Below are 22,406 nucleotides of genomic sequence, written 5' to 3'. Positions count from 1 at the left end.
GGCTCCTACGGATTTGCGCCGAACCCAAATCCCGCACCCCTCCGAATCCCTGTAGGAGCCTGGCTTGCCAGCGATGACGTCCGCAAGATCGCCATCGCCGGCAAGCCGGGCTCCTACAGATTTGGCGGCGCGCGCGGCTTCAGCGCTATACCCACGTATACTATTGCGCCCGGCAGGACGGCGTATCTTGCGGTGAAGGCGGATGCCATCAATTGGCTATCCACGTTCATCCGGGTATGGAAATGTCCCACTCCGCAATTATTGCCGTTGTCGACGATGACGAGTCCGTGCGCATTGCGCTGGACAGTTTATTGCGTTCGTACGGCTACACCGTTCGGGTGTTCGCCAGCGCCGAGGCGTTCCTCTCCTCCAGCGCAGTGCAAGGCACTGCCTGCCTCATCTCCGACATCCAGATGCCCGGCATGTCGGGTATTCAGCTGTACGACGACCTATCCGCCAGGGGCCTGACGATCCCCGTCATCTTCATCACCGGCTACCAGGGCCAACCTCCCCAAGTCGGACCCCACTCTCCCGAGCCTGTCGCCTGGTTTCCCAAACCCTTTCCCTGCGCTCAATTGCTCGCCTGCATCGAAGCCGTGCTCGATCGCCGCTAATACTTCGGTATACCCCACTCACACCAAGGCATGCCGGCCCTGACCCTTGGTAGAAGTGCCGCGCCACCTGCCCGTCGATACCATTTCCTGCAGCGAATCGGATCAGCCACCCATTCAACGATCGACTGTCTTCAGGAGCAATCCCATGAAACAACACATCCTAGTTATTGGCGCAGGGTTCGGTGGGGTCTGGAGCGCCTTGAGCGCCGCCCGCCTGTTGGACAAGCACGATCGTACCGACGTGCAGATCAGCGTCCTGGCCCCCCAGGCCGAGCTGCGCATTCGTCCGCGTTTTTATGAGCCGAATGTCCACACCATGCAGGCGCCGCTGGGTGATTTGTTCGAGGCCACAGGGGTGAAATTTATCAAGGGAGTGGCCGACAGCATCGATACCAACAACAAACAGGTGGCCTACTTCGACCCCGCTGGCACCCGCGGCACTCTGGCCTACGACCGCCTGGTGCTGGCCGCCGGCAGCCGCGTGATTCGCCCGGCCCTCGAGGGCATGATCGAGCACGCTTTTGACGTCGACCAGATTGAAGAAGCCAGCCGCCTCGAAACGCACATCAAGGCCCTGAAGGACCTCCCTGAAACGACCGCCCGCAACACGGTGGTAGTGGCCGGAGGCGGTTTCACCGGGATCGAAACCGCTACCGAAATGCCCGCACGCCTGCGGGCGGCGCTGGGTGACGACGCGCAGATCAGGGTCATTGTGGTCGATCGCGGCCCGCAGATTGCGGCATCGATGGGGGATGGCATTCGTCCGTCGATCATAGAAGCGTCCGAGCACCTGGGCATCGAGTGGGTGTTGAACGCCACAGTCGCCTCGGTGGATGCCGGTGGCGTAACCCTGGCCGACGGGCAGCGCATCGAGTCGAACACGGTGATCTGGACCGTGGGCTTTCGCGCCAGTCCCCTGACCGAACACGTGGCCGGCACCCGCGATCCGCAAGGTCGCCTGCACGTGGATGGCAACCTGAAAGTGCGCGGGCACGCCGACATTTACGCGGCCGGCGACGTCGCCTACGCCGCCACCGATACCCTGGGCAATTTTGCCGGCATGTCCTGCCAGCATGCCATCTGCCTGGGCCGCTACGCCGGCAACAACGTTGCCGCTGACCTGCTGGGTGTGGCGCCGATGACCTACAGCCAGCCCAAATACGTGACCTGCCTGGACCTGGGCGCCTGGGGCGCGGTGTTTACCGAAGGCTGGGATCGTCAGTTGAAACTGGTCGGGCAGGAAGCCAAGGAACTGAAGACGCAGATCAACACAGTGTGGATCTACCCGCCGGCAGCTGATCGTGCCGCTGCGCTGGCGGCCGCCGATCCGTTGATCCCGGTGGCCTAAAACTCACGAACCTGTAGGAGCGAGCCTGCTCGCGATGAGCCTGAGGGTGCTGCGGTGAATCAGACTTCCGGCGCTATCGTTGACGTCCATCGCGAGCAAGCTTTGCTCCCACAGGATAAGTGGCAACACTTCAAAATGGGGTCAGATTTATTTACCCGGCCCAAGGACCTGTAGGAGCGAGCCTGCTCGCGATGAGCCTGAGGGTGCTGCGGTGAATCAGACTTCCCGCGTTATCGTTGACGTCCATCGCCGGCAAGCCGGCTCCTACACGGGACGTATTTATTCAGTAGGTACGCGTCAGCGTCCATCGCGAGCAAGCTTTGCTCCCACAGGATAAGTGGCGACACTTACCCCACCTCAATCAGAATCGGACAAGGAGCATTCTGCAAAACCTCATACGCCACCGAGTTTCCCACCAGCCGCTCAAACGTCGACATATGGTGATGCCCCATCACAATCAAATCGCAGCCCAGCTCTCTGGCATGGTTGCAGATGGCGTGCTCAGGGTCACCCGCAACAACCTCAGCCGTGCACTCAATATGCCGAGCCTCAAGCAACCGCCGGGCCTTTTCGACAATTTCTTCGCAGTGCAGCTGCTCTGCCCACGAAGCCGGAGATGCCTGCCGGGACTCGAGATCAGGCGCACTGAACTCAAGCGCGATCACACTCACCACATGCACCCGCGTCGAGTCATGGGCCACTCTCATGGCCAACTGAAGGACCTTGTCGCTCTGGACATTGCCATTGATGGCCACCAGGATTTCACTGAACATCATTGATCCCGTTTTGATTGCTGGATAAGAAAACTGCAGAGATCGCGAGTCTAGCAACGGCCAAATCCCCCGATAACTGACTTGTGAGCACTGTATGAGTGCGCCCCACGCAGCAATCGCCACACTTGGGTTGGCTACTATCCGCACTACAGCGACACCTGATTTTCCAGATTGCCCAGCGGAAAAAATCCATGCGCGATCTGTCCGGCAGCGGCGTTTTTCGTCCGTGCTCGCTTAATTCCTGGACGTACTAATCTACCAGTGCAGTTTTTCCACTCTGGAGATTCGAAATGAAATTCAGAAACTCGTTGGCATTGCTGATCACCATCACCCTGGTCGGGTGCACCACTCCAGCCCAGAAGGGAGTGTCCGTGGCGCTGCAGGCTACCCGGCATAACACCGGGCAAATCGGCAACGTCACCCTGGCCAGCTGGGGCAAGAAAACCGGATTCAATTTCATCATCAGTGGCGTTCCGACCGGGGCATCCCTGCCGTTGCGCCTTTACACCTTTATCAACAAAGGCAGTTGCGAGCAGCCCGGCCCCGTCGCCTACACGATGAACGATCAGGTCAACACCGAGCGCCAGGCCATTCGCGGCTGGATATTTTCAAGGAGTGCGCCGGTGGAGCTGCCCGTGTTGCTGGCCGGCGAGTACTCGGTCGTCGTGCGGACTGCGCCGGACAGTGGCAACCTCGATATTTTTTGCGGTGATATCAAACGAGGGAACACGGTGAATTGATCATCCGGCGAGGGAATCGGCGGCGTTAGTTTTTCGGCAGTTATGTGCTCCCTTCGGCGTTGGCTGCGTCGCACTTCTCACTGCCCGCCGCATTCACCCGGAGTTTCCCTATGCCCTCACCCAATTCCTTCCCGGCAGCCCTGCTGGGCCTGGCCCTTGCCTGCCCGGTCAGCGCTGCAGCCCAGGGCATGGAGCTGGGACAGGTGTTGATCGAAGCCGACGGCCAAGGCGGCGCAGACCAGTCGGTCGAGGACGCCAGGGAGCGGCTGGCCCAAGTGCCCGGCGGCACTAATGTGGTCGACCTGCGCCGTCCGCTGCAGGGTCGAGTTGCCAGTAATCAGGATGTGCTGGCGTACCAGCCGGGGATTTATGCGCAGTCTGCGGGCAACGAAGGGGTGAAAATCTCGATCCGCGGCTCGGGGATCAACCGCGCACCGGGCGCCCACGCTTCGGGGTTGTACGCCATGCTCGACGGCCTGCCGTTGACCGGTCCGGGGGGCACGCCTTATGAGTTGCTGGAGCCGCTGTGGCTCGATCATGTGGAAGTGCTGCGTGGCGCCAACGGCTTTGATCGCGGTGCGTTGGCCTTGGGTGGGGCTATCGACTACGTCAGCCATACCGGCTACGACGCTGCGAAATTGCAGGTGCGCTACGCCATGGGTAGCCACGGCTATCAGCAGCGCCAGATCAGTTCCGGGCAAGTGTTGGGCGCCGTTGACTACTACGTGGCAGTGACCGACGCCAGCGCCGACGGGTATCAGGATCACACCGCCAGCAAAAGCCAGGGGGTGATCGCCAACTTCGGTTATCGCTTCCACCCGAACCTGGAAACGCGCTTCTACCTGCGGCACCGCCAGACAGACAACGACCTCGCCGGCCGTGTCACCAAGTACTCCATCGAGCATGACTCACGGGCCGCCAACCCGGCGTATGTTGCGCGAAACGACAGCCGTGACCAGCCGGGCAGCACTTTTATCGGCAACAAGACCACCTGGTTCATCGATGACGACTCGAGCATCCAGACCGGGCTGGTCTACCACGACTATCCGATGGACCTGCGCGAAGGCCCTAACCGTTTGAAGGTGGCGTACTCGGATGTCAGCGGCACGTTCGACTACAAGCGGCGCGATACGCTGTGGGGCCTGGAAAGCCAAAGCACTGTCGGGCTGCGGGTGACCAAACACCTGCCCAACGCCGGCGCCAGCGAATCGGTGCGCATCCCCACCGGCAACACCGCCGGGTACGCGCCCGGCACCGCCATGCGCAATTTCACCTACCAGGGTTCGGACACTGTGCTGCACGCGGGCAACGACCTGCAGATCGCCGACGACCTGTGGCTGACCACCGGCCTCGCGGCCATCTATACCCGCCGCGAAAGCGCCGTGACCTACCCGGACGGTGGCGGCAAGACCAGTCTCAATGACTGGGACTACGCCCCGCGCCTGGGCCTGCGTTACCAGGTGACACCTGACCTGCAACTGTTCGGCAACCTCAGCCGATCCGTCGAAGGACCACATCCCTGGTCGCTGATCTACAGCGCCAACCAGCGCTTCCCGGCGGGCAGCGGCGCGGCCACGGGCACTCAACGCGACCCGGTCAAGCTGCAAAACCAGACCGCAACCACCCTGGAACTCGGCGGCCGCGGCGACAGCCGGCTGGGCCAATGGAGCCTCGCCTGGTACTACACCCAGGTGCACCACGAATTGCTTTCTGTGCTGCCAGACGCCAATGCCACCACGCCTTACGAGCTCAACGCCAGCCCCACCGCGCACCAGGGCGTCGAAGCCGGCCTGCAGAGCAACCTCTGGTCCCGGGAAGACGGTGGCCAGCTGAGCCTGCGCCAAAGCTACACCTTCAGTGATTTCCATTACCGCGATGACGACCGCTTCGGCGACAACCGCCTGCCGGGCCTGCCGATGCATTACTACCAGGGCGAACTGCGCTACGACTGGCCCCAGGGCTTCTTCGCCGGGCTGAACACGCAGTGGGTGTCCAAGGTGGCGGTCGATTACGCCAACAGTTATTACGCCGACCCTTATGCGTTATTTGGTGCAACCGTCGGCTACAACTCGCCCAAGGACGACTGGCAAACCTGGCTGGACCTGCGCAACCTGACCAACAAACATTACGCCGCCACCGTCACACCGGGCTACGACGACAAGGGCCTGGATGCCGCACGGTCGACGCCAGGCGAAGGCCTGGGCGTGTATGCCGGGGTGTCCTGGAGCTTGCGTTGAGACCTGCACGCCGCTGAGGGCTGGTCTACGCTTGCGAAAACTTTTCCATGTTGCGTAGATCGGCCGTATCAGAGGGAGGTGTGATGAGCAACTTCGCCATCGTAGCCACGGTGCTCTCCATGATCCTGGGGTTGTCCGTTACCCGCCTGCTCCTGGGTGCCCTGACCGTGTTCCGCATCCGCCGGATTGCCAAACCGGACTGGGTGCCCCTTGTTTGGGCAGTGATGCTGTTCGCCACCCAACTGGATTTCTGGTGGGCGGTGAACTCGCTGCCAGCGGTCAAGACCACCTTCTCGTTCCTCGAATTCCTGCTGCTGGTGCTCCTGGCGTTATCGCTGTTTGTCGCCGCCGCACTGTTGGTGCCCAGCCGCAGTGAAGACGAGCAGCACGGCCTGCGTATCTATTTCGAACAGGACGGCCGCTATGCGCTGCTGTCGCTGTCGACTTACCTGCTGCTCGGGCTGTGCGTCAACGTGGCGTTGTTCCATGCCTCGCCGATCGCGTTATGGGGAGCGCTGGATGTGATCATGATCATCCTGCCGGTCTGCGCATTCCTCGCCAGGTCACGTAAGGCGTATTCGATCATCACCCTGATCTATGTGCCCATCACTGCGTTCGACCTGGCCATTTCACTGTCCACTTAGGCTGGCTTTGCCTAGCCTTTGAAGGCTTCACGCCGGGCGTATGGTTCTGCGGTGAAAGCTGATCCGGCTTGCCAGCGATGGCGCCCACAAGATCGCCATCGCCGGCACGTACGACCTACACCACCACGGTGACCCATGCCGATACCAGCAGCAACAAAGCCAACGCCGTGTTCATCCGGCTGAACGCCCGGGGCGAAGCAAAGGCCCGGGCGCTGCCAACGCCGAGTAAGGCCCACAGGGTCATGCAGGGCACGGACACCAGCAAAAAAGCTATCGACAACTTCAGCACCTGCAAGGCCTCGTCGCCGTCACTGGCAAACACGCTGACTACCGCCACAGCCATCATCCAGACTTTCGGATTGACCAGCTGTAGTGCCGCAGCGCTCATCACCCCGAATCCCTCGTCAGGCCGGCCGGTAGCGGCCAGGGACGGCGGTGCGCTGCGCAATATCTGCCAGGCCAGCCAACTCAACCAGAGCACTCCGCCCCAGGCCATGGCTTGCTGCACTCGCGGATACTGCAGCAGCGTCTCGCCGACCCCAATCCCAACCGCCAGCACAATCAGCGCCGCCGCCGCGCAGGCGCCGACAATCATCGGCAGCGTCGCAACCAGCCCGCGCCGTGAGCTGTGACTTAACACCAGGATATTGGTCGGCCCCGGCGTGATCGAGGCGACGAATGCAAACAGCAGGAACGGCAGCAGTGACTCCATGGCGAACACTCCTTGATGATCAGGAGGCCATGGTCGCGGCAACGCGCAGTTCAGTCTGGAAGGTTTGAGCAGCGCTTGCGGTAATCTGCAGGCGTGAGCTGGTAGGCGCGGCGAAACCAGCGGCCTAAATGGCTTTGATCGGCGAAACCAAGGGCACTGGCCACCTGGGCCGGCGACTCACCTCGCGCCAGCAGCTGTCGCGCCCTGGCCAGGCGCAGCTGGATCAGATAAGCATGCGGCGCCAAGCCGAAAGCGGCCTTGAACGCCCGGCTCAGCCGAAAACGATCCACCCCACAGGTCCGCGCCAGATCATCCAGCCCGATGTCCTCAAAGGCATGCGCGTGCAGATAATCCCGTGCCACCTGGGCCACCAGCGGCAGGCGCGGGTCCAGGGCCTGCCGCTTACGCCACTCCAGGTGATCAGTCAGCGAGGCCAGCAAGGCGTCGATGGCATTCTGGCGGACCATGCGCAGCTCGCCGGCGTGCAGCGCATAAAAAGCTTGGGAGACGGCTGTGGCCAGGCGCGGGTCCTGACTCAGGGTGTCGGCAAAACCCGGCTGACCGTTGCTCGGCGCCTGCTCGAACAAGGCCAGCAATTCACGCTCCAGCCAGTGCGGATCAAGGTACAGCATGGAGTAAGTGAACCCCTCCTCCGTCGGCGCGTGACCGTCGTGGATTTCCCCCGGCTCCAGCAGGAACACCTTGCCCGGCGTACTGAAATGCCGCACTCGCCGACAATTGAACTGCTGCACGCCCTGCTCCGTCACTCCGACCAGAAAACTGTCGTGCCAGTGCGGGTCGTAGGCATGCCCCTGGAAATGCGCCCGAATCGATTCAATCCCGGTATCGGCATCCTGGGACAGCTCGATCCAGTTGCGTTTATTCACGGGCGGCTCCAGGGGGTCAAGGCAGTGCGGATGGTTAACTTACCGTGCATTGGCGAGGCATGTTTAGAAGAATTTGTGCAGCGCCTTGATCATAGAAATTCATTAATTTTATGCAATGCATTGCATTTCCAAGGGGAATGCGCCTAGTCGAGGACCTGAATCTGCGTCAGCCCAACCACCTCGGCTTGTTGCAGGATCTCTTCCGGAGTTGCATCCGCTGGGGGCATGATCAAGCCGTTTTCCGCATCCCCCAAATGCAGTTCCAACAGATGCATGGCTGCATCGTGGGCAGGTAATTGCGCTTGCTTGAGCTCAAACACGTGAGAGCGGGATTCGCCGTTGAACAGGTATTGCACAGTGAAATTGCGCATCATGTGGTCCTCGGAATGAAAGAAGTGCTGCTGATTATCCTGACCGCATGGTCAGTTTTTAGTTCGTAAACACCTCTAATCCTGTAGGAGCGAGCCTGCTCGCGAAAAACTCAACAACACCGCTCTCATCCGCGATTCTCGCGTTTACGTTGACGACCATCGCGAGCAGGCTCGCTCCTACAGGGGCGTAAGCGATTAGGGCGTTTTGCGCACCACGTTGCGCCGCAAGCAAAAAATAACGCCCAGCTGTGAATTATTTAGTGTCTCGATGTATCTGAACTGCAAGAGGCCATGACATCAAAAAGATGGCATGGCCAAGGCAAACCCGTCTATTCCGCGCTACACAGGGAGGGCGGCTTGCATCAAGACTGATCAGTTACAGAGTGGCTCGCATGCAATCATCTGATAAAAACGTCAATCCGATCGGGTTGAAAGACATCACCATTGTCGACGACACCAAGATGCGCAAGGCGATAACAGCCGCCGCACTGGGCAACGCCATGGAATGGTTCGACTTCGGCGTGTACGGTTTTGTCGCCTATGTCCTCGGCAAGGTATTTTTCCCCGGAGCCGACCCTGGCGTGCAGATGATCGCCGCCCTGGCGACCTTCTCGGTGCCCTTTTTGATCCGGCCCCTGGGCGGTTTGTTTTTCGGCACCCTGGGCGACAAATACGGCCGGCAGAAAGTCCTGGCTGCCACCATCGTGATCATGTCGTTGAGCACCTTCGCCATCGGGCTGATACCGTCCTACGCCTCGATTGGCATCTGGGCGCCGATACTGCTCCTGCTGGCGAAGATGGCCCAGGGTTTCTCCGTCGGCGGGGAATACACCGGCGCCTCGATCTTCGTCGCCGAATATGCGCCGGACCGCAAGCGCGGCTTCCTCGGCAGCTGGCTCGATTTCGGCTCGATCGCCGGTTTCGTCCTGGGCGCCGGGGTGGTGGTATTGATCTCAACCATTCTCGGTGAAGAACAGTTCGAGTCATGGGGCTGGCGCCTGCCGTTCTTCCTCGCCCTGCCCCTGGGCATGATCGGGCTCTACCTGCGTCATGCGCTGGAAGAGACCCCGGCATTCCAGCAGCATGTCGAGCAACTGGAGCAGGACGATCGCGAGGGCCTGGAGCGCGGGCCGAAAGTATCGTTCAAGGAAGTCGCGACCAAGCACTGGCGCAGCCTCCTGACTTGCATCGGCGTGGTGGCGGCGACCAACGTCACCTACTACATGCTGCTCACCTACATGCCCAGCTACCTCATGCACAACCTGCACTACAGCGAAAATCATGGCGTATTGATCATCATCGCGATCATGGTCGGCATGTTGTTCGTGCAGCCGCTGATCGGGCTGATCAGCGACAAGATCGGCCGCCGCCCCTTCATCATCTGCGGCAGCATCGGCCTGTTATGCCTGGCGATCCCGGCGTTCATGCTGATCAACAGCGGCAAGCTCGGCCTGATCTTTTCCGGCTTGCTGATGCTGGCCGTGCTGCTGAATTTTTTCATCGGGGTCATGGCCTCCACCCTGCCGGCGATGTTTCCCACGCACATCCGCTATAGCGCGCTGGCCAGCGCCTTCAACGTCTCGGTGCTGATCGCGGGCCTGACACCGGCCATCGTCGCCTGGCTGGTGGAAAGCACCCAGGACCTGTACATGCCGGCGTATTACCTGATGGTGATTGCGGTGGTCGGGCTGGTCACCGGCGTGACGATGAAAGAGACCGCCAACAAACCCCTGCGCGGTGCAGCGCCAGCGGCTTCTGACCTGGAGGAGGCAAAGGAGCTGTTGCAGGAGCATCACGACAACATCGAGCAGAAAATCGAGGACATCGACGCCGAAATCGCCGAGCTGCAAGCCAAGCGTGAGCGCCTGGTGCAGCAGCACCCGCGGATTGACTAACGGCTTTGCCTGGGTGATTCGCTCAAGTGTCGGCGAGCGGAAAACCCAGGCTGAAACGCGTACCGGACTTGTCACTTGCAACGGTCACCCAACCGCCATGCAGTTGCATGATCGAACGAACGATGGCCAACCCCAACCCACCGGAATCATCCGGCTGATTGCGCGACGGGTCGCAGCGGTAGAAGCGCTCGAACAGTCGCGGCAGATGTTGCGCCGCAATCGGCGGGCCCTGGTTATGTACCGTAATTTCCACTCGGTCCGGCAGCAATAGGCTGCTGATCGTCACTGCAGAATCGGGCGTGGCGTAACGCAGGGCATTGGCCAGCAGGTTGGCCAGGGCCCGGCGGACCAGGCCTGGGTCCGCCACCAATCGATCATGGGCCTGGTTGACCAGCGCTACATCGCGCTCCTGCGCCACCCCTTCAAAATACTCACATAGCTGCTCGATCAGCTCATGCAGGTCAATCTGCGTGGCCGTCACCGCCGCATCCGACTGCTCGGTGCGGGCAAGAAACAGCATGCTGTCGATCATCCGCGCCAGGCGCTCGTATTCTTCCTGATTGGACACCAGCAGGTTCTGGTAGTCCTCGATTGAGCGACTGTGCCGCAGGGTCTGCTGTGTATGGCCCATCAGGTTGCTCAGTGGAGTGCGCATCTCATGGGCGAGGTCCTCGGAAAAACGTGACAGCTGGGCGAATCCATCTTCAAGGCGCGCAAGCATCTGATTCAGCGCATGACTCAACACCTGCAGCTCACGCAGTTCACTGAACTCATCGAGGCGCAAATGCAGGTGTTGCACGTCGATCCCGGCAGCACGCCTGGCCAGCAGGCGCACCGGGCGCAAGCCGCGCTGGCTCACCCACCAGCCGAGGACAAACGCCAGCAGCGCGCCGACCGACATGGCCAGCCAGAGCTTGAAGCGATAGGCCCCCAGCATCTGCTCGCGCTCACTCAGCAACTTGCCGGCGATCAGAGTGAGTCCTCGGTCACCCTGGGCGACATCCTTCCAGGCCAGGCGTACGGGCTCGGCAGCGTCACCGTCCGCGACTTGCGCCTGGGGTGTCGCAGGCAGCCTTGGCAGGCTCATGTGCACAGGGTTGATTTCGATCAACACCTGGCCTCTGTCATCAACAATCCACAGCAGATTGTCGCGATTACCCAGCATGTTTTCGTAGAGCTTGGGCCGGCTGCGCAGTTGCTCGATGCTGTCGCTGTCGTTGATCAATGCCTGCATGCGCTCCAGGCGCCCGAGCAAGGCCTGGTCGTCGCGCCAGGCAATCTCCCGCTCCAGGGACTGATACAGGTAGAAGCCGATCGCACCCAGCAACAGCGCGCTGACCAGCGCGAACATGAGTGCCAGGCGCAGGCTGAGGGCGTGGGGGAACAGTTTCAGGATTGCACCTCGAGCATGTAGCCGATACCGCGCACGGTATGGATCAACTTGAGTGGGTAAGGATCGTCGACCTTGGCTCGCAGTCGACGGATCGCGACGTCGACCACATTGGTGTCACTGTCGAAGTTCATCTGCCAGATCTGCGAGGCGATCAGCGAACGCGAAAGCACCTCGCCTTCACGACTGAGCAGCAGGTGCAGCAGGGCGAATTCCTTGTTGGTCAGGATCAGGCGCTCGCCATTGCGCGTGACCTTGCGCCGCAGCAGATCCAGGCTCAGGTCGCCGGCGATGAAATGCTCGACCTCCCGCGGCGGGCCCCGACGCAGCAGCGTGCGCACCCGCGCCAGCAGCTCGGCATAGGAGAAGGGTTTGACCAGGTAATCGTCGGCGCCCAGCTCCAGGCCCTTGACCCGATCCTCCACCGAATCCCGCGCGGTCAGGAACAACACCGGGGTCTGCCATTTGCGCCGGATGATCTGCAGCAACTGCCAGCCATCCAGGCCGGGCAGCATGACGTCGAGGATGATCAGGTCGAACTCGCTCTCCTGCGCCAGGTGCTGGCCGTCCAGCCCATTGAGGGCGACCTCGACCACGTAGCCCGACTCCGTCAGGGCCTTGCGCAGGTAATCCGCTGTCTTCGCTTCGTCTTCTACCACCAGGATGCGCATTTTTTCCTCCAGGACTGGCGCATAGGCTAGCCCGCTTCGCCGGGTTCGCACATTACATATTGGTAATGATCGAGCAATCATCCTGTGCGGACCGGCTGGGCATCATGCAGACCAACGACTCAACCCGTCCCGATCAAGGAACACGCATGCGCACCGGTCTATCGACTTCTTTGCTGATCACGCTCGCCCTGAGCCCGGTATTCGCCCACGCCGCCCCGCAGCCAGCGCCGCGGCTGGACGTCACCCTGGCGGTGGCCAATGACTTGCTCAATGCCACGCTGGACGCCTGTCACGCCGATGGCCGCACGGCCGTTGCCGCCGTCGTCGACCGTGGTGGCAACCTGGTTGCGGTGCAGCGCGACGACAACGTCGGCCCGCACAACACGCTGGCCGCTCAACGCAAGGCCTACACCGCACTATCGACCAAGACCGCGACGCGACTGCTCGCAGAGCGGGCACGCAGCACTCCGGATGCGGAAAATCTCAACACCCTGAGTGAACTGTTACTGCTCGGCGGCGGTGTGCCACTGGCATTCGAGGGCCAAGTCATCGGCGCCATCGGAGTGGCCGGCGCGGGTGGCGCGCAATTCGACGAAGGCTGTGCATTGGCCGCCATAAACAAAGTTTTGCCTACCGTTAAACACTAAGGAAATCACCATGACTGTATTAAAATCGCTCTTCGCCGGCGTGGTCCTGAGCGCCCTGTCGACCCTGGCATCGGCCGCAGCCAACCCGCTGAGCGTGCACGTGCTGAACCTGCAGGACGGCCTGCCCTCCCCTGGCGTCAATGTCACCCTGGAAAAACAGGACGGCAAGAACTGGGACATGCTCAACAGCGCCGCAACCAACGAGCAGGGCCGAGTCACCGGGTTGTATCCTGAAGGTCAGGAGCTGCGCAAAGGCACCTACCGCGTCACCTTCAAGACCGGCGAGTGGTTCAAGGCGCACAAAATTGCCAGTTTCTTCCCGGAAGTGCCGGTGATCTTCGAAGTGGACGGCACCGTGCCGCACTACCACATCCCCCTGCTGCTCAGCCCTTACGGTTTTTCCACCTACCGCGGTAACTGAAACGCAAAAAAAACCCCGCGACCGAATGAGGTGCGGGGTTAAAAAATGGCTGGTTGCGGCCAACCAAAGGAGCTCTGTAGAAAGCGTTACACCTTAGATGCAGTCCTGTGCAGCTCGTTCAAAACTGGAAGGCAGCAGGTTCGAAGCCAGCAAGTGGCGCTCGTAGATGAACACCTTGCCGCCGTTGCCGGCCTTGTAGGCTTCCAGCACGTTGTCCGCCGAGATCTTGCTCGGCACGACGATCCGGTAGCTGCGCTGCGTCTGCGAGACGGTCGGGTGTAACGCACTGCCTTGCAGTTTGGGCACGACGCAGTCGGCGTACTGCGCCGGGGTTTTGCTGGTCTGCAATGTCAGCGTCGGGTCGTTCGGCGCAGACGCGCAACCGGCCAGCAGCAGCGCGGCGAACGCCATGAAAGAAACCAAAAGAGCGCGCATCGATCTCGTCCTGAAAATAAAAAATGTCGGTGAATTCAGCAGCAGAACTGCGTCGCCGTGTTCGATGGCGGTGATTTTCCGGGTATTCCCTGCAAAGTAGAACTTGCCTTTCGTGATGGTCACTATTACTTCTAGCAATAGTTGTCCGCCGTGCAGGTGGGCAGGCCACCTAACAAGATCGATGAGGGTCGCTACTTGAGAACTTTTGACTTTATCCGCGACGCCGTGTTGCCCGAATACCGTGAACGGGTGTCCGAATATCTGGTGCAGTATGAAAGCGTGCTGCTGGGCGATCCCGCGCCAGACCCGGACCTGGCGCGGGACACTGCCAATCAGTTGCGTGGCTACCTGCGTGGCCTCAATACCACCCGAGTGCTGGGCATGGCGGACCTCGAAGAGCTGGAGCGGCGGTTAACAGACACCTGGCCGTAAATTCGGCGAGCGCCCCCTTTATGTGCAAGCAAAGCTTACTCGATACCTGTGGGAGCAAAGCTTGCTCAACACCTGTGGGAGCAAAGCTTGCTCGCGATCGGGCCACTGCGGTTCCAAGCTCCAGCCCAACAAGCAGTCAATAATCCCAAAACGCCGCCACCCAGCGAAAGGCATCACCCTCGACAGCCACCCGGCCCACCGAAGGAAAAGGCAAGTGAGTCGCCACCAGCAACTCACCGCTGGCCGCCGCCTCGCGCATCAGGCGCACCCTGACGCGCACTGACTCTTCGGGGTCATGCTCAAAACCGTTGTGCCAGTCCGGGTGTTCGAAGGCCACCGGGAACAGCGCATCACCCGCGAAGGTCAACCGCTCGCCGCCCGAATCCACATACACCACACTGTGCCCCGGCGTGTGGCCGCCAGTCAGCTTGACCACCACCCCTGGCGCCACTTGATGTTCGTCTTCGAACGTGCGCACGTTGTGGCGATAAAGGTTGATGAACTGATTGGCCGTTGCCCGCAGCACGTCCGGTACTGGCGACGGCATGTCGGTGTAAGTGAAATCCGGTGACTCCCAGAACTCCACCTCCATCGCCGCCACATGAATGCGCACATCCGCACGCAGACGGTTTTTCACCTCATCCACCAGCAGCCCTCCGACATGATCCATGTGCATGTGAGTGATGACGATGTCGGTCACCGACCCCAGGTCGATACCCGCCGCCTGCAGCCGTTTCGGGAACTGCCCGGCCCGCGGAAACCCGGGGAACTGCCCACCCAGCCCGGCGTCGACCAGGATGACCTGCTCGCCACTGCGCACCACCAGCACATTCAGCGCCCAATCGAACGCATCCGGCCCCAGGAACATGTCCTTGAACCAGGCCGCGCGGGCGACGGGGTCGGCATTGGTGGACATGGTCGAAGTCGGCAGCGGCAGCACGCCATCGCTGACCACCAGCACATCGATGTCACCGACCCGCAATGCGTAGCGCGACGGCACCAGCTCTTCAAAACCGACTGCGCCTAGAGAGGCGGTGGCGTGATGGGCTGATTCGGCGGTGTTGCTCACAGACTTAAGCATGATCGCTCTCCTGTTCAGGTGAGGCAAAAAGCCGCTGTCTCGAGCGTGAGAACGGCGGTTCGCCTGGAGAGCAAGTGTGCAGCGCAGGGAGAGGGTTCGGTAGCATACGCAGGTATAGATTGGGCATGCTTTAGCTTGGTTGGTTTGGGGATTTGCTGCGGACTGTGCAGCGGTGCGCAAAGTTCTTGCAGGAAAGAAATCCCATTCTGGGAGCAAAGCTTGCTCGCGATTGCTTGTTCGGGGTGCACTCCCAGGATCAACCCAAGCCCACTGTAGGAGCCAGCTTGCTGGCGATGGACGTAAACGATGATGCGTGCTTTTTGATCGGAGACTCGGGGCTGCCGTAGGCGTAGCAGAAGGTGCTGACCTGGATCTCGTCGCTGGGCAGGAAATGGACGGTGATGCCGCAGACTTTTTGGCCGGTGTAGTCGGGGAGCATTTGACCCATAATTACTCTGGCAACCTGCTCGCCATGCTTCGTCTCACTCGATCTCGATCTCAATTTCGAATGTTCGACCGTCATCGCGAGCAAGCTCACTCCTACAGGATCAGCGCCTGCCTTTCGTGTCCTCAATCAATCTTGATAACCACCTTCCCGAACGCCCCCCTCGCCAAATGCTCGTAGGCTTGCCGTGCCTGTGCAAACGGATAGACCCGATCAATGACCGGCCGAATCCGCTGTTCACTCAAGAACGCATTCATCCGGTCAAACGATGAGCGCGGTGCCACGGCAATTCCGCGCAAGGTGGTCTGGCGGAAGATCAAGGGCATCAGGTTGAGCTCGACGGTCTGCCCGGTCAGGAAACCAATTTGCGCGATACGCCCGGCTGCCTTGGTGGCCGCGATGGATTGATTGATGCCTACCCCGCCGGCCACATCCAGCAGCAGATCAACGCCTTTGCCGTCGGTGAGTTTGAGCACCTCCTCTGCCCAATCGGGGGTGGTCCGGTAGTTGATACCTGCCACGGCACCCAGCGCCATGACGGTTTGCAGGTTCTGGTCGCTGCTGGAGGTGGCGATGACTCTGGCGCCGAGCGCCGTGGCGATTTGCACGGCGAAGATGGAGACTCCGCCTGTGCCCTGGACCAGCACGGTTTGGCCTGGCTGAATCTGCCCGAAATCCACCAGCGAGTACCAGGCAGTCAGCGCGGCAATCGGCAAGGTCGCGGCCTCTTCATCACTCATGTTGTCGGGCGCACGCACTGCGCTGTCCTGGTGAATGATCATGTACTCGGCCAACCCGCCTGGCAGTGGCGAGCCGAAGCAGTAATCCGGTTCATGGGGCCCCGGCTCTCCATCGAGCCAGCGCGAGTACAGGTGCGAGTTGACCCGGTCGCCGACGGCGAAGCGCGTCACGCCGTCGCCGACTGCGACCACCGTACCGGCGGCGTCACTTACCGGGATCAGGTCTTGCGGCACCTTGTGCGGTTCATAAATGCCATCGACGATGGCCTTGTCGCGGAAGTTCAGCGACACGGCGCCGACCTTTACCAGCAGCTCGCCAGCTTTGGGCTCGGGGGTAGGGACTTCACCCTGTTGCAGATTGTCGAGTCCGAAATCTTTCAGTAGCCAGGCTTTCATTGTGAATCTCCAAACAGCGGGTGGCGGCACCTCTGTGCCCTGCATGCATCTTTCCCTGTTGAAGGAACGCAATAAATGCGCATGAAATGACATGATTGTTCTGTTAAAAAGCAACAAACGCCTTGGGAGAAGCGCCATGCAATTGCTGCAATCGATGCAACTGTTCGCCAGGCTTGCCGAGCTCGGGAGTTTCACCAAGGCCGCCGAATCCCTGGACATCGGGCGCCCCCAGGTCACCCGGTACATCCAGGAGCTGGAGTCGTCGCTGGGCGTGCGCTTGTTTCAGCGCACCACGCGCAAGGTGACGCTTACGGCAGAAGGCGAGCGATTTTATGAGCGTGTGCAGGAAATCCTCGGCAGTATTTCTGCCGCGACCTCGATGTTCGACCGAACCGGCGCGACGCTGGGCGGACGGCTGCGTATCGATATTCCCACCGCCTTCGCCCAGGTTGAATTCATGACCAGCCTCAAGGAGTTCACCACGGATTTCCCGGGCGTGAGCATGGTACTTGGGGTCACCGACCGTACTGTCGATCTGGTTGGCGAAGGGATTGACTGTGCCCTGCGCATCGGCGAGTTGCCGGACTCTTCCCTGATCGCCCGGCCCATTGGCATGGCTACCATGGTGACCTGTGCCGCCCCCACTTACCTGAGTGAGCACGGCGAGCCGACCAACCTCGATGAGCTGGTCGCGCATCGCGGGGTGAATTTTCTTTCCGGCCAGAACAACCGGACGCTGCCGTGGCACTTCTCGGTCAAGGGCCACGACCAGGCATTTATCAGCAACCCCGGCATTACCGTTACCGAGTCGAACGCCTACGTGCAATGCGGCGTTGCGAGTTTCGGGATCATCCAGGCGCCGGGCATTGCCGTTAGCCAATATCTGGCCAGCGGCGCCCTGGTGGAGATTCTCCAGCCCTACCGCCCTCAACCACGCCCGGTCAGCCTGCTGTACCCGAGCCGCACGCACCTGGCGCCGCAAGTGGAGGCGTTTATCGTGTGGTTGCAGGGTCGGTTTCCGACGCTGCATTCGGCTTGGTTGGAATGACAGTTGAGGCCACTTTTAGTACTCAAGCTGATAATGGGGTTTGGGGAGCAATGGAACCAAAAAAAAACCAACGTAAGCTCTACCACCTCCGCTCAGAACCTTCTTCCCACCCGGTGCTGGACGAGGATCTGTCTCGGCTGTCGCCGCTGATCTTCGAGCACATCAATATGTTGGGACGGTACTCTTTCGCGGTACCGGAAGAGGTCGCCCGAGGTGAGCTGCGGCCACTGCGTAATCCAGACGACGATATTTAGGTGCGCAAGCGCCTTAGCTTGAGGGAGGGACAGTCGTGCCCATATTGATCTGAGCGGGGTCATCCTGGGCGATGACTGATTAGATCTGAGTTTACCTTCGAGAAAACCAGCGTCTCGGTTTTTCTTTGCTGCTTGGGTCCTTTGGTGTGAGAGCCTGGATTCTACCAGCGGTGAGTTCTCAGTCTCTTGCTTCAAGCGTTGCACTTACCCCATGAATTTAAGGTATATTAGTTTATGGATCTATAGCCAAGGGATTTTATAGGGCATGTATACGATAAGATATCTAGTAAGTTTGGGATTGGTTGTTATCGGCTGTTCTATGGGCTATACAATGATTGTTGTGTGGGGGATAACAAAAGTGTTCCCCCTGGAAGGCACACCCTATTGGGTTGTCAGCGGCGTTGTGTTCCTTATTATCGTCACCTTTTGCTTGCGTTTTTATATTCCCAGACTACGTAATGTATGGTGGCCAAAATCGCCATTCACTTGTTTTTTATTTTAGGTCTTTCTACGGAAATCATAGAGTTAATTGTAATTGAATCAACTAAGGCTTCGAAAAATAAAGCTAACTTACCGGTTTGTTGGTATGCCGACTCATAATTCAGAGGATCTCGCCTGAAGAGTTGTACTGAATCCGTCTTGCGTATTGGCCGCATCATACCACCAGCAGACAAAATTAAGTCGATGGTTCCATATGCTATATCCCCCTTATAATCATCCCCCAAAAAGGATTGATAGGCTCGCCTAGTAGGCCCCTGTGCTGCCGGGCCAGCAAGACCGTTATAGATATTCATCCCACCTTCATACATGTTATTAACGCCGTGTGCGACAAAAAACGCACCTACTGGTGCTCCCAAACCATATGAAGCCCCCGTAACCGCGATGCCTACCTCAACCTGAATGGCCCCGGCACCAACCCCGATGCCGTTTTGAGCATAGAAAAGAGCCTTGGAAGATAAGTCAGCATATTCCTCCCTTATCTCTTTCACTCCCTCCCAAGCACTTACTACACCGTCATTAACATCCTTTATAACTTCGTTCACATAAATAGAGACAATTGAACTGAACTGAAGCTGGGTAACGCCATCATAGAAATTCGAAGCGCCAATCGTACACCCTAATGCAACTAGGTCAGAAGCTGCTTTGGCTACATCATGAATATCACATGACTGTTCATTCACCTTCGCTCCCCCAAGAGCTATAGGCGCTTGTACTTGCTTGGTGGTGTACCCAGCTAATCTCACGATATCTAATGGCCATAAGCTCCTGTGGCTGCGCGTCGCCCATATGAATGGCATGCGGTACTTGAACGCTTAAATTGGCAATACGGCCGCCACCTAGCATTACAGTAAAATATTTTTCGTGAAAACCAGCAGATGAAGTTCGATAAAAATTAATTTTACACTCAATTTCTTCGCCTTCATGAAGAGCACTAGCTAACAAAGGCGTAGATTTGTCAATGTTTTTTGTAAGAACGACGGGCATATGTTTACCACGGCCACCTGACGTGGTTCCGTCATTACCAGCGGCCATATTATGAGAATAAGCCAGCACCATAATTTCGTCTTCATGGCCAGTTTGACACTTGTTCCCAATAGAGTCCTGGCTGGAACAACCAGCGGAAATCAGACCTTGTTTTTTTCCGGTGATGGTCATGTAGCTGTGATTAGCCATACGTTTCACTCCTTGTGCTCAGAGTGGGCAGTCTATTGAGACGGGAGCAGGCCGAATGTAGGGCATTTCCGAAAAGATATACCAAATATGTCGCACCCAGCTCCAGCGGCAGCTCCGTGAAAGACCTGATCAGGTAAATCTGTGGGCATGTCGCGAAACGATGCGCAATTGCTTTATCGAAGCGGATGCCTGGGAAGAGGTCTCTGAACAGAGGTGGTAGGGCTTACGTTGGTTTTTGGTTCCATTGCTCCCCAAACCCCATAATCAGGCATTAAACGCCGAATCACGCGCATTCGATCAAGCCGGTTGAACCTACCCGCAGCCGCACCCCTCGGATATTAAAACCAGATCGGGTATACCCATGGACATCGAGGAGACATTGCTGCGCCAGCGCAAGGTGCTTGCCGAGTTTGGCGAGCTGGCCCTGGTGTCAGATAATCTTGAGCACATCCTCGACGAAGCCTGTCGATTGGTGGGTGACGCGCTGGAAACAAACCTGGCCAAGTTCATGCTGCTGCAGGAAGACGGCATCACGTTCCTGGTGCGCAATGGGATAGGCTGGACGCCGGATGTGGTGGGCAAGGTCCAGGTGCAAGCCTGTGAAGGCAGCCCGGAGCGGTACTCCCTGGACACGGATCTGCCGGTCATTTCGGTGGATATCGCCACCGAAACACGCTTCCGCTATCACGATTTCCAGACCCGGAATGGGGTGAAAGCGTTCGTCAACGTGCTGGTGCACGGGGCAACCGATCAGCGCCCCTTCGGGATTTTCGAAGTCGATAGCCGTTGCCCGCGGCAATTTACCGACAGCGACATCGATTTCCTGCGGGTATACAGCAACCTGCTGGGGGCGGTCCTCAAGCGCTTCAACACCTTGCGTGTCATGCGCTCAACTGAAGAGAAACTGCGCGAAAGCGAGAAGCACTACCGGATCGCGGCGGAGCTCAATCCGTTGTGGCCCTGGAGTGCCGACAGCAACGGCGCACTGATTTCCATCGATCAGCGCTGGTACGAATACAGCGGGCGCAGTTCGGCGCAAACCCAAGGTCGTGAATGGACGCATGCCGCTCACCCTGACGATCGTCAATCCCTGGTCCAGCAATGGGATCACTCGCTGGCAACCCTGGAACCCTTCGACCTGCAAGTTCGACTGCACAAACACAGTGGCGAGTTTCTCTGGTTCAGGGTGCGCGCCCTGTGCAGCCTCGACGCTGGCGGACACAGCGAACAATGGTACGGCACCCTGGAAAACGTCGACGACCGGGTGCAACTTGAGTCCGCCCTGCGTGACTGGAATGACTTGCTGGAGGACCGAATCGCCCAGCGCACCGTACAGCTTGAAGCCGAACAGCATGAACGAGCCATGGCTGAATCCAAGCTTCGGCAAAGTCAGAAAATGGAAGCGGTCGGCCAGTTGACTGGCGGCATCGCCCACGACTTCAACAACCTGCTGGCGGGCATCATCGGCAGCCTCGAACTAATGCAACGTCGCATCGACGCCGGGCAATACAATCAGCTGACCCGCTACAATTCCGTCGCCATGACCTCAGCCTCGCGGGCAGCAGCCCTGACTCAGCGTCTGCTGGCATTTTCCAGACAACAATCACTCGAACCTGAACTGCTCGAACCGCGCACCGTCGTCGCCGGCCTGGAAGAAATGATCAGGCGCTCGGTAGGCCCCAGCATTGTGGTCGAGTGCTCGTTCAGAGCGAGCGACCGCATCCGCTGCGACCTCAATCAGCTGGAAAATGCGTTGCTCAACCTCGCCATCAATGCCCGGGATGCAATGCCTGATGGCGGCACCTTGAGCCTGATGGTCGATCGTTGCACCATCGATTCGGCAGCGTCATTCGACAAGAACATGCCACAGGGCAGCTATGTCAGCATTTCGGTCACCGACTCGGGCACCGGTATCAGCCCGGATATTCTGTCGCGGATCTTCGACCCCTTCTTCACCACCAAGAAAATCGGCGAAGGCACTGGCCTGGGCCTGTCGATGATCTACGGTTTCACCCAGCAATCCGGCGGTCAGATCAAGGTTCACAGCAGCCTCGGCGTGGGCACGACCGTCACCATGTACTTTCCGGTTGATCATTCGACGCCTGCGCGCAGCCGCAAAAAAACCGCCGAAGCGCATTCCACTCACCCCACTGCAAACAATGAAGTGATCCTGCTGGTGGATGACGAAAAAGCCATCCGGCAGATGGCATCGGAGTTCCTGGGCGATCTGGGCTACCGCGTGATCGAAGCCGTGGACAGCGTGTCAGCCATCAAGCAGGCGGAAAAGCTCGACCGTCTGGACTTGTTGCTCACAGATATCGGCTTGCCCGGGGTCATGAACGGGATCAGCCTGGCTGCGGAATTCAGGGCCAGGTATCCATCGCTTAACGTGTTGTTCATCACCGGGTTTGCTGCGGGATCGAGGATGGTGGCGGTGGATGCGTCGACCCAGGTGTTGGCCAAACCGTTCAGCCTCAACGACCTGAGTCATCGGGTGCGGGGGCTCCTCGATTCCGGCCAGAGCGGCATTTAGCAGCCGTTTCTGGCCTTG

General features: G+C 59.3%; 22 protein-coding genes and 1 pseudogene. 11 read left to right on the top strand and 12 right to left on the bottom strand.

What is annotated here, in order from left to right; translation table 11 throughout:
• Positions 1-242 precede the first annotated feature (242 nt).
• Both ORL50_RS22350 and ORL50_RS22345 read left to right on the top strand, forming a co-directional pair.
• Positions 243-614, top strand: coding sequence for a response regulator transcription factor (locus ORL50_RS22350; RefSeq protein WP_266018111.1), 372 nt, complete (start codon positions 243-245; stop codon positions 612-614).
• 145 nt (positions 615-759) lie between these two features.
• Positions 760-1,962 (top strand): NAD(P)/FAD-dependent oxidoreductase, encoded by a 1,203-nt coding sequence (locus ORL50_RS22345; RefSeq protein ID WP_266018110.1) that lies wholly within the window; start codon positions 760-762, stop codon positions 1,960-1,962.
• 347 nt (positions 1,963-2,309) lie between these two features.
• On the opposite strand, the gene ORL50_RS22340 is transcribed toward ORL50_RS22345, so the two are convergent.
• Entirely contained in the window at positions 2,310-2,735 is a 426-nt protein-coding gene (locus ORL50_RS22340) for a universal stress protein (protein ID WP_266018109.1), read from the bottom strand.
• A 290-nt stretch (positions 2,736-3,025) separates the two neighbouring features.
• On the opposite strand from ORL50_RS22340, the gene ORL50_RS22335 reads away from it, so the two are divergent.
• The 3 genes from ORL50_RS22335 to ORL50_RS22325 all read left to right on the top strand — a co-directional run bounded on the left by ORL50_RS22335 (position 3,026) and on the right by ORL50_RS22325 (position 6,356).
• Positions 3,026-3,475 (top strand): hypothetical protein, encoded by a 450-nt coding sequence (locus tag ORL50_RS22335; RefSeq protein WP_266018108.1) that lies wholly within the window; start codon positions 3,026-3,028, stop codon positions 3,473-3,475.
• Positions 3,476-3,585: 110 nt separating this feature from the next.
• Positions 3,586-5,712 carry a TonB-dependent receptor family protein gene (locus ORL50_RS22330; RefSeq protein WP_266018107.1) on the top strand — a complete coding sequence of 709 codons (2,127 nt, stop codon included), beginning with the start codon at positions 3,586-3,588 and terminating at the stop codon, positions 5,710-5,712.
• 83 nt (positions 5,713-5,795) lie between these two features.
• Entirely contained in the window at positions 5,796-6,356 is a 561-nt protein-coding gene (locus tag ORL50_RS22325) for a hypothetical protein (RefSeq protein WP_266018106.1), read from the top strand.
• Positions 6,357-6,471: 115 nt separating this feature from the next.
• On the opposite strand, the gene ORL50_RS22320 is transcribed toward ORL50_RS22325, so the two are convergent.
• The 3 genes from ORL50_RS22320 to ORL50_RS22310 form a co-directional block, all read right to left on the bottom strand.
• Positions 6,472-7,068 (bottom strand): LysE family translocator, encoded by a 597-nt coding sequence (locus tag ORL50_RS22320; RefSeq protein ID WP_266018105.1) that lies wholly within the window; start codon positions 7,066-7,068, stop codon positions 6,472-6,474.
• A gap of 50 nt (positions 7,069-7,118) precedes the next feature.
• On the bottom strand, positions 7,119-7,955 hold the full coding sequence (locus ORL50_RS22315; RefSeq protein ID WP_266018103.1) for an AraC family transcriptional regulator: 837 nt from the start codon (positions 7,953-7,955) through the stop codon (positions 7,119-7,121).
• Positions 7,956-8,098: 143 nt separating this feature from the next.
• Positions 8,099-8,326 (bottom strand): hypothetical protein, encoded by a 228-nt coding sequence (locus tag ORL50_RS22310; RefSeq protein ID WP_266018102.1) that lies wholly within the window; start codon positions 8,324-8,326, stop codon positions 8,099-8,101.
• A 392-nt stretch (positions 8,327-8,718) separates the two neighbouring features.
• Between ORL50_RS22310 and proP the strand changes: the two genes are divergently transcribed.
• A complete protein-coding gene (proP, locus tag ORL50_RS22305; protein WP_266018101.1) occupies positions 8,719-10,221 on the top strand; it encodes a glycine betaine/L-proline transporter ProP in 1,503 nt (500 codons plus the stop codon).
• A 22-nt stretch (positions 10,222-10,243) separates the two neighbouring features.
• On the opposite strand, the gene ORL50_RS22300 is transcribed toward proP, so the two are convergent.
• Positions 10,244-11,614, bottom strand: a complete 1,371-nt coding sequence (locus tag ORL50_RS22300; protein WP_266018187.1) for a heavy metal sensor histidine kinase — start codon at positions 11,612-11,614, stop codon at positions 10,244-10,246.
• Positions 11,611-12,282 carry a heavy metal response regulator transcription factor gene (locus ORL50_RS22295; protein ID WP_266018100.1) on the bottom strand — a complete coding sequence of 224 codons (672 nt, stop codon included), beginning with the start codon at positions 12,280-12,282 and terminating at the stop codon, positions 11,611-11,613. The genes ORL50_RS22300 and ORL50_RS22295 overlap by 4 nt, the downstream gene beginning before the upstream one ends.
• A gap of 146 nt (positions 12,283-12,428) precedes the next feature.
• Here ORL50_RS22295 and ORL50_RS22290 point away from each other — a divergent pair, with 146 nt between their 5' ends.
• Both ORL50_RS22290 and uraH read left to right on the top strand, forming a co-directional pair.
• Positions 12,429-12,929 (top strand): GlcG/HbpS family heme-binding protein, encoded by a 501-nt coding sequence (locus tag ORL50_RS22290; RefSeq protein ID WP_266018099.1) that lies wholly within the window; start codon positions 12,429-12,431, stop codon positions 12,927-12,929.
• Positions 12,930-12,939: 10 nt separating this feature from the next.
• Complete coding sequence (gene uraH, locus ORL50_RS22285; protein WP_266018098.1) at positions 12,940-13,350, top strand: hydroxyisourate hydrolase; 411 nt, start codon at positions 12,940-12,942, stop codon at positions 13,348-13,350.
• 93 nt (positions 13,351-13,443) lie between these two features.
• On the opposite strand, the gene ORL50_RS22280 is transcribed toward uraH, so the two are convergent.
• The gene (locus tag ORL50_RS22280; protein ID WP_266018185.1) at positions 13,444-13,785 is read right to left on the bottom strand and encodes a YajG family lipoprotein; all 342 of its coding nucleotides are present in this window, start codon (positions 13,783-13,785) and stop codon (positions 13,444-13,446) included.
• Positions 13,786-13,980: 195 nt separating this feature from the next.
• Between ORL50_RS22280 and ORL50_RS22275 the strand changes: the two genes are divergently transcribed.
• Positions 13,981-14,217, top strand: coding sequence for a hypothetical protein (locus tag ORL50_RS22275; protein ID WP_266018096.1), 237 nt, complete (start codon positions 13,981-13,983; stop codon positions 14,215-14,217).
• A gap of 136 nt (positions 14,218-14,353) precedes the next feature.
• Here the strand turns inward: ORL50_RS22275 and ORL50_RS22270 are convergent, their stop codons facing one another.
• From ORL50_RS22270 to ORL50_RS22260, 3 genes and pseudogenes are all read right to left on the bottom strand, one after another.
• A complete protein-coding gene (locus tag ORL50_RS22270; RefSeq protein WP_266018094.1) occupies positions 14,354-15,298 on the bottom strand; it encodes an MBL fold metallo-hydrolase in 945 nt (314 codons plus the stop codon).
• 256 nt (positions 15,299-15,554) lie between these two features.
• Positions 15,555-15,734, bottom strand: a pseudogene (locus ORL50_RS22265) (hypothetical protein); the annotation flags it as partial.
• Between the two features lie 134 nt (positions 15,735-15,868).
• A complete protein-coding gene (locus ORL50_RS22260) occupies positions 15,869-16,879 on the bottom strand; it encodes a zinc-dependent alcohol dehydrogenase family protein (protein ID WP_266018092.1) in 1,011 nt (336 codons plus the stop codon).
• A gap of 136 nt (positions 16,880-17,015) precedes the next feature.
• Here ORL50_RS22260 and ORL50_RS22255 point away from each other — a divergent pair, with 136 nt between their 5' ends.
• Positions 17,016-17,927, top strand: a complete 912-nt coding sequence (locus ORL50_RS22255) for a LysR family transcriptional regulator (protein ID WP_266018090.1) — start codon at positions 17,016-17,018, stop codon at positions 17,925-17,927.
• Positions 17,928-18,663: 736 nt separating this feature from the next.
• Here the strand turns inward: ORL50_RS22255 and ORL50_RS22245 are convergent.
• On the bottom strand, positions 18,664-19,362 hold the full coding sequence (locus ORL50_RS22245) for a DUF4225 domain-containing protein (RefSeq protein WP_266018088.1): 699 nt from the start codon (positions 19,360-19,362) through the stop codon (positions 18,664-18,666).
• Positions 19,355-19,855, bottom strand: a complete 501-nt coding sequence (locus tag ORL50_RS22240; RefSeq protein ID WP_266018086.1) for an Hcp family type VI secretion system effector — start codon at positions 19,853-19,855, stop codon at positions 19,355-19,357. Before ORL50_RS22240 ends, ORL50_RS22245 begins: the two co-directional genes overlap by 8 nt.
• Positions 19,856-20,216: 361 nt before the next feature.
• Between ORL50_RS22240 and ORL50_RS22235 the strand changes: the two genes are divergently transcribed.
• Complete coding sequence (locus ORL50_RS22235) at positions 20,217-22,388, top strand: ATP-binding protein (RefSeq protein ID WP_266018084.1); 2,172 nt, start codon at positions 20,217-20,219, stop codon at positions 22,386-22,388.
• Positions 22,389-22,406 lie beyond the last annotated feature (18 nt).

Origin of the sequence: Pseudomonas sp. RIT-562 (assembly GCF_026241895.1) — a bacterium.
Classification (GTDB): domain Bacteria; phylum Pseudomonadota; class Gammaproteobacteria; order Pseudomonadales; family Pseudomonadaceae; genus Aquipseudomonas; species Aquipseudomonas mandelii_F.
Note: the sequence above shows the minus strand (reverse complement) of the source record. Positions and strands in the feature narration are given on the sequence as shown.

What these genes read in the sequence shown, in the direction of transcription:
- ORL50_RS22350 (WP_266018111.1), top strand. Translation starts at nt 243, where the DNA reads ATGTCCCACTCCGCAATTATTGCCGTTGTCGACGATGACGAGTCCGTG.
- ORL50_RS22345 (WP_266018110.1), top strand. Translation starts at nt 760, where the DNA reads ATGAAACAACACATCCTAGTTATTGGCGCAGGGTTCGGTGGGGTCTGG.
- ORL50_RS22340 (WP_266018109.1), bottom strand. Translation starts at nt 2,735, where the DNA reads ATGTTCAGTGAAATCCTGGTGGCCATCAATGGCAATGTCCAGAGCGAC.
- ORL50_RS22335 (WP_266018108.1), top strand. Translation starts at nt 3,026, where the DNA reads ATGAAATTCAGAAACTCGTTGGCATTGCTGATCACCATCACCCTGGTC.
- ORL50_RS22330 (WP_266018107.1), top strand. Translation starts at nt 3,586, where the DNA reads ATGCCCTCACCCAATTCCTTCCCGGCAGCCCTGCTGGGCCTGGCCCTT.
- ORL50_RS22325 (WP_266018106.1), top strand. Translation starts at nt 5,796, where the DNA reads ATGAGCAACTTCGCCATCGTAGCCACGGTGCTCTCCATGATCCTGGGG.
- ORL50_RS22320 (WP_266018105.1), bottom strand. Translation starts at nt 7,068, where the DNA reads ATGGAGTCACTGCTGCCGTTCCTGCTGTTTGCATTCGTCGCCTCGATC.
- ORL50_RS22310 (WP_266018102.1), bottom strand. Translation starts at nt 8,326, where the DNA reads ATGCGCAATTTCACTGTGCAATACCTGTTCAACGGCGAATCCCGCTCT.
- proP (WP_266018101.1), top strand. Translation starts at nt 8,719, where the DNA reads ATGCAATCATCTGATAAAAACGTCAATCCGATCGGGTTGAAAGACATC.
- ORL50_RS22295 (WP_266018100.1), bottom strand. Translation starts at nt 12,282, where the DNA reads ATGCGCATCCTGGTGGTAGAAGACGAAGCGAAGACAGCGGATTACCTG.
- ORL50_RS22290 (WP_266018099.1), top strand. Translation starts at nt 12,429, where the DNA reads ATGCGCACCGGTCTATCGACTTCTTTGCTGATCACGCTCGCCCTGAGC.
- uraH (WP_266018098.1), top strand. Translation starts at nt 12,940, where the DNA reads ATGACTGTATTAAAATCGCTCTTCGCCGGCGTGGTCCTGAGCGCCCTG.
- ORL50_RS22280 (WP_266018185.1), bottom strand. Translation starts at nt 13,785, where the DNA reads ATGCGCGCTCTTTTGGTTTCTTTCATGGCGTTCGCCGCGCTGCTGCTG.
- ORL50_RS22270 (WP_266018094.1), bottom strand. Translation starts at nt 15,298, where the DNA reads ATGCTTAAGTCTGTGAGCAACACCGCCGAATCAGCCCATCACGCCACC.
- ORL50_RS22260 (WP_266018092.1), bottom strand. Translation starts at nt 16,879, where the DNA reads ATGAAAGCCTGGCTACTGAAAGATTTCGGACTCGACAATCTGCAACAG.
- ORL50_RS22255 (WP_266018090.1), top strand. Translation starts at nt 17,016, where the DNA reads ATGCAATTGCTGCAATCGATGCAACTGTTCGCCAGGCTTGCCGAGCTC.
- ORL50_RS22240 (WP_266018086.1), bottom strand. Translation starts at nt 19,855, where the DNA reads ATGGCTAATCACAGCTACATGACCATCACCGGAAAAAAACAAGGTCTG.
- ORL50_RS22235 (WP_266018084.1), top strand. Translation starts at nt 20,217, where the DNA reads ATGGACATCGAGGAGACATTGCTGCGCCAGCGCAAGGTGCTTGCCGAG.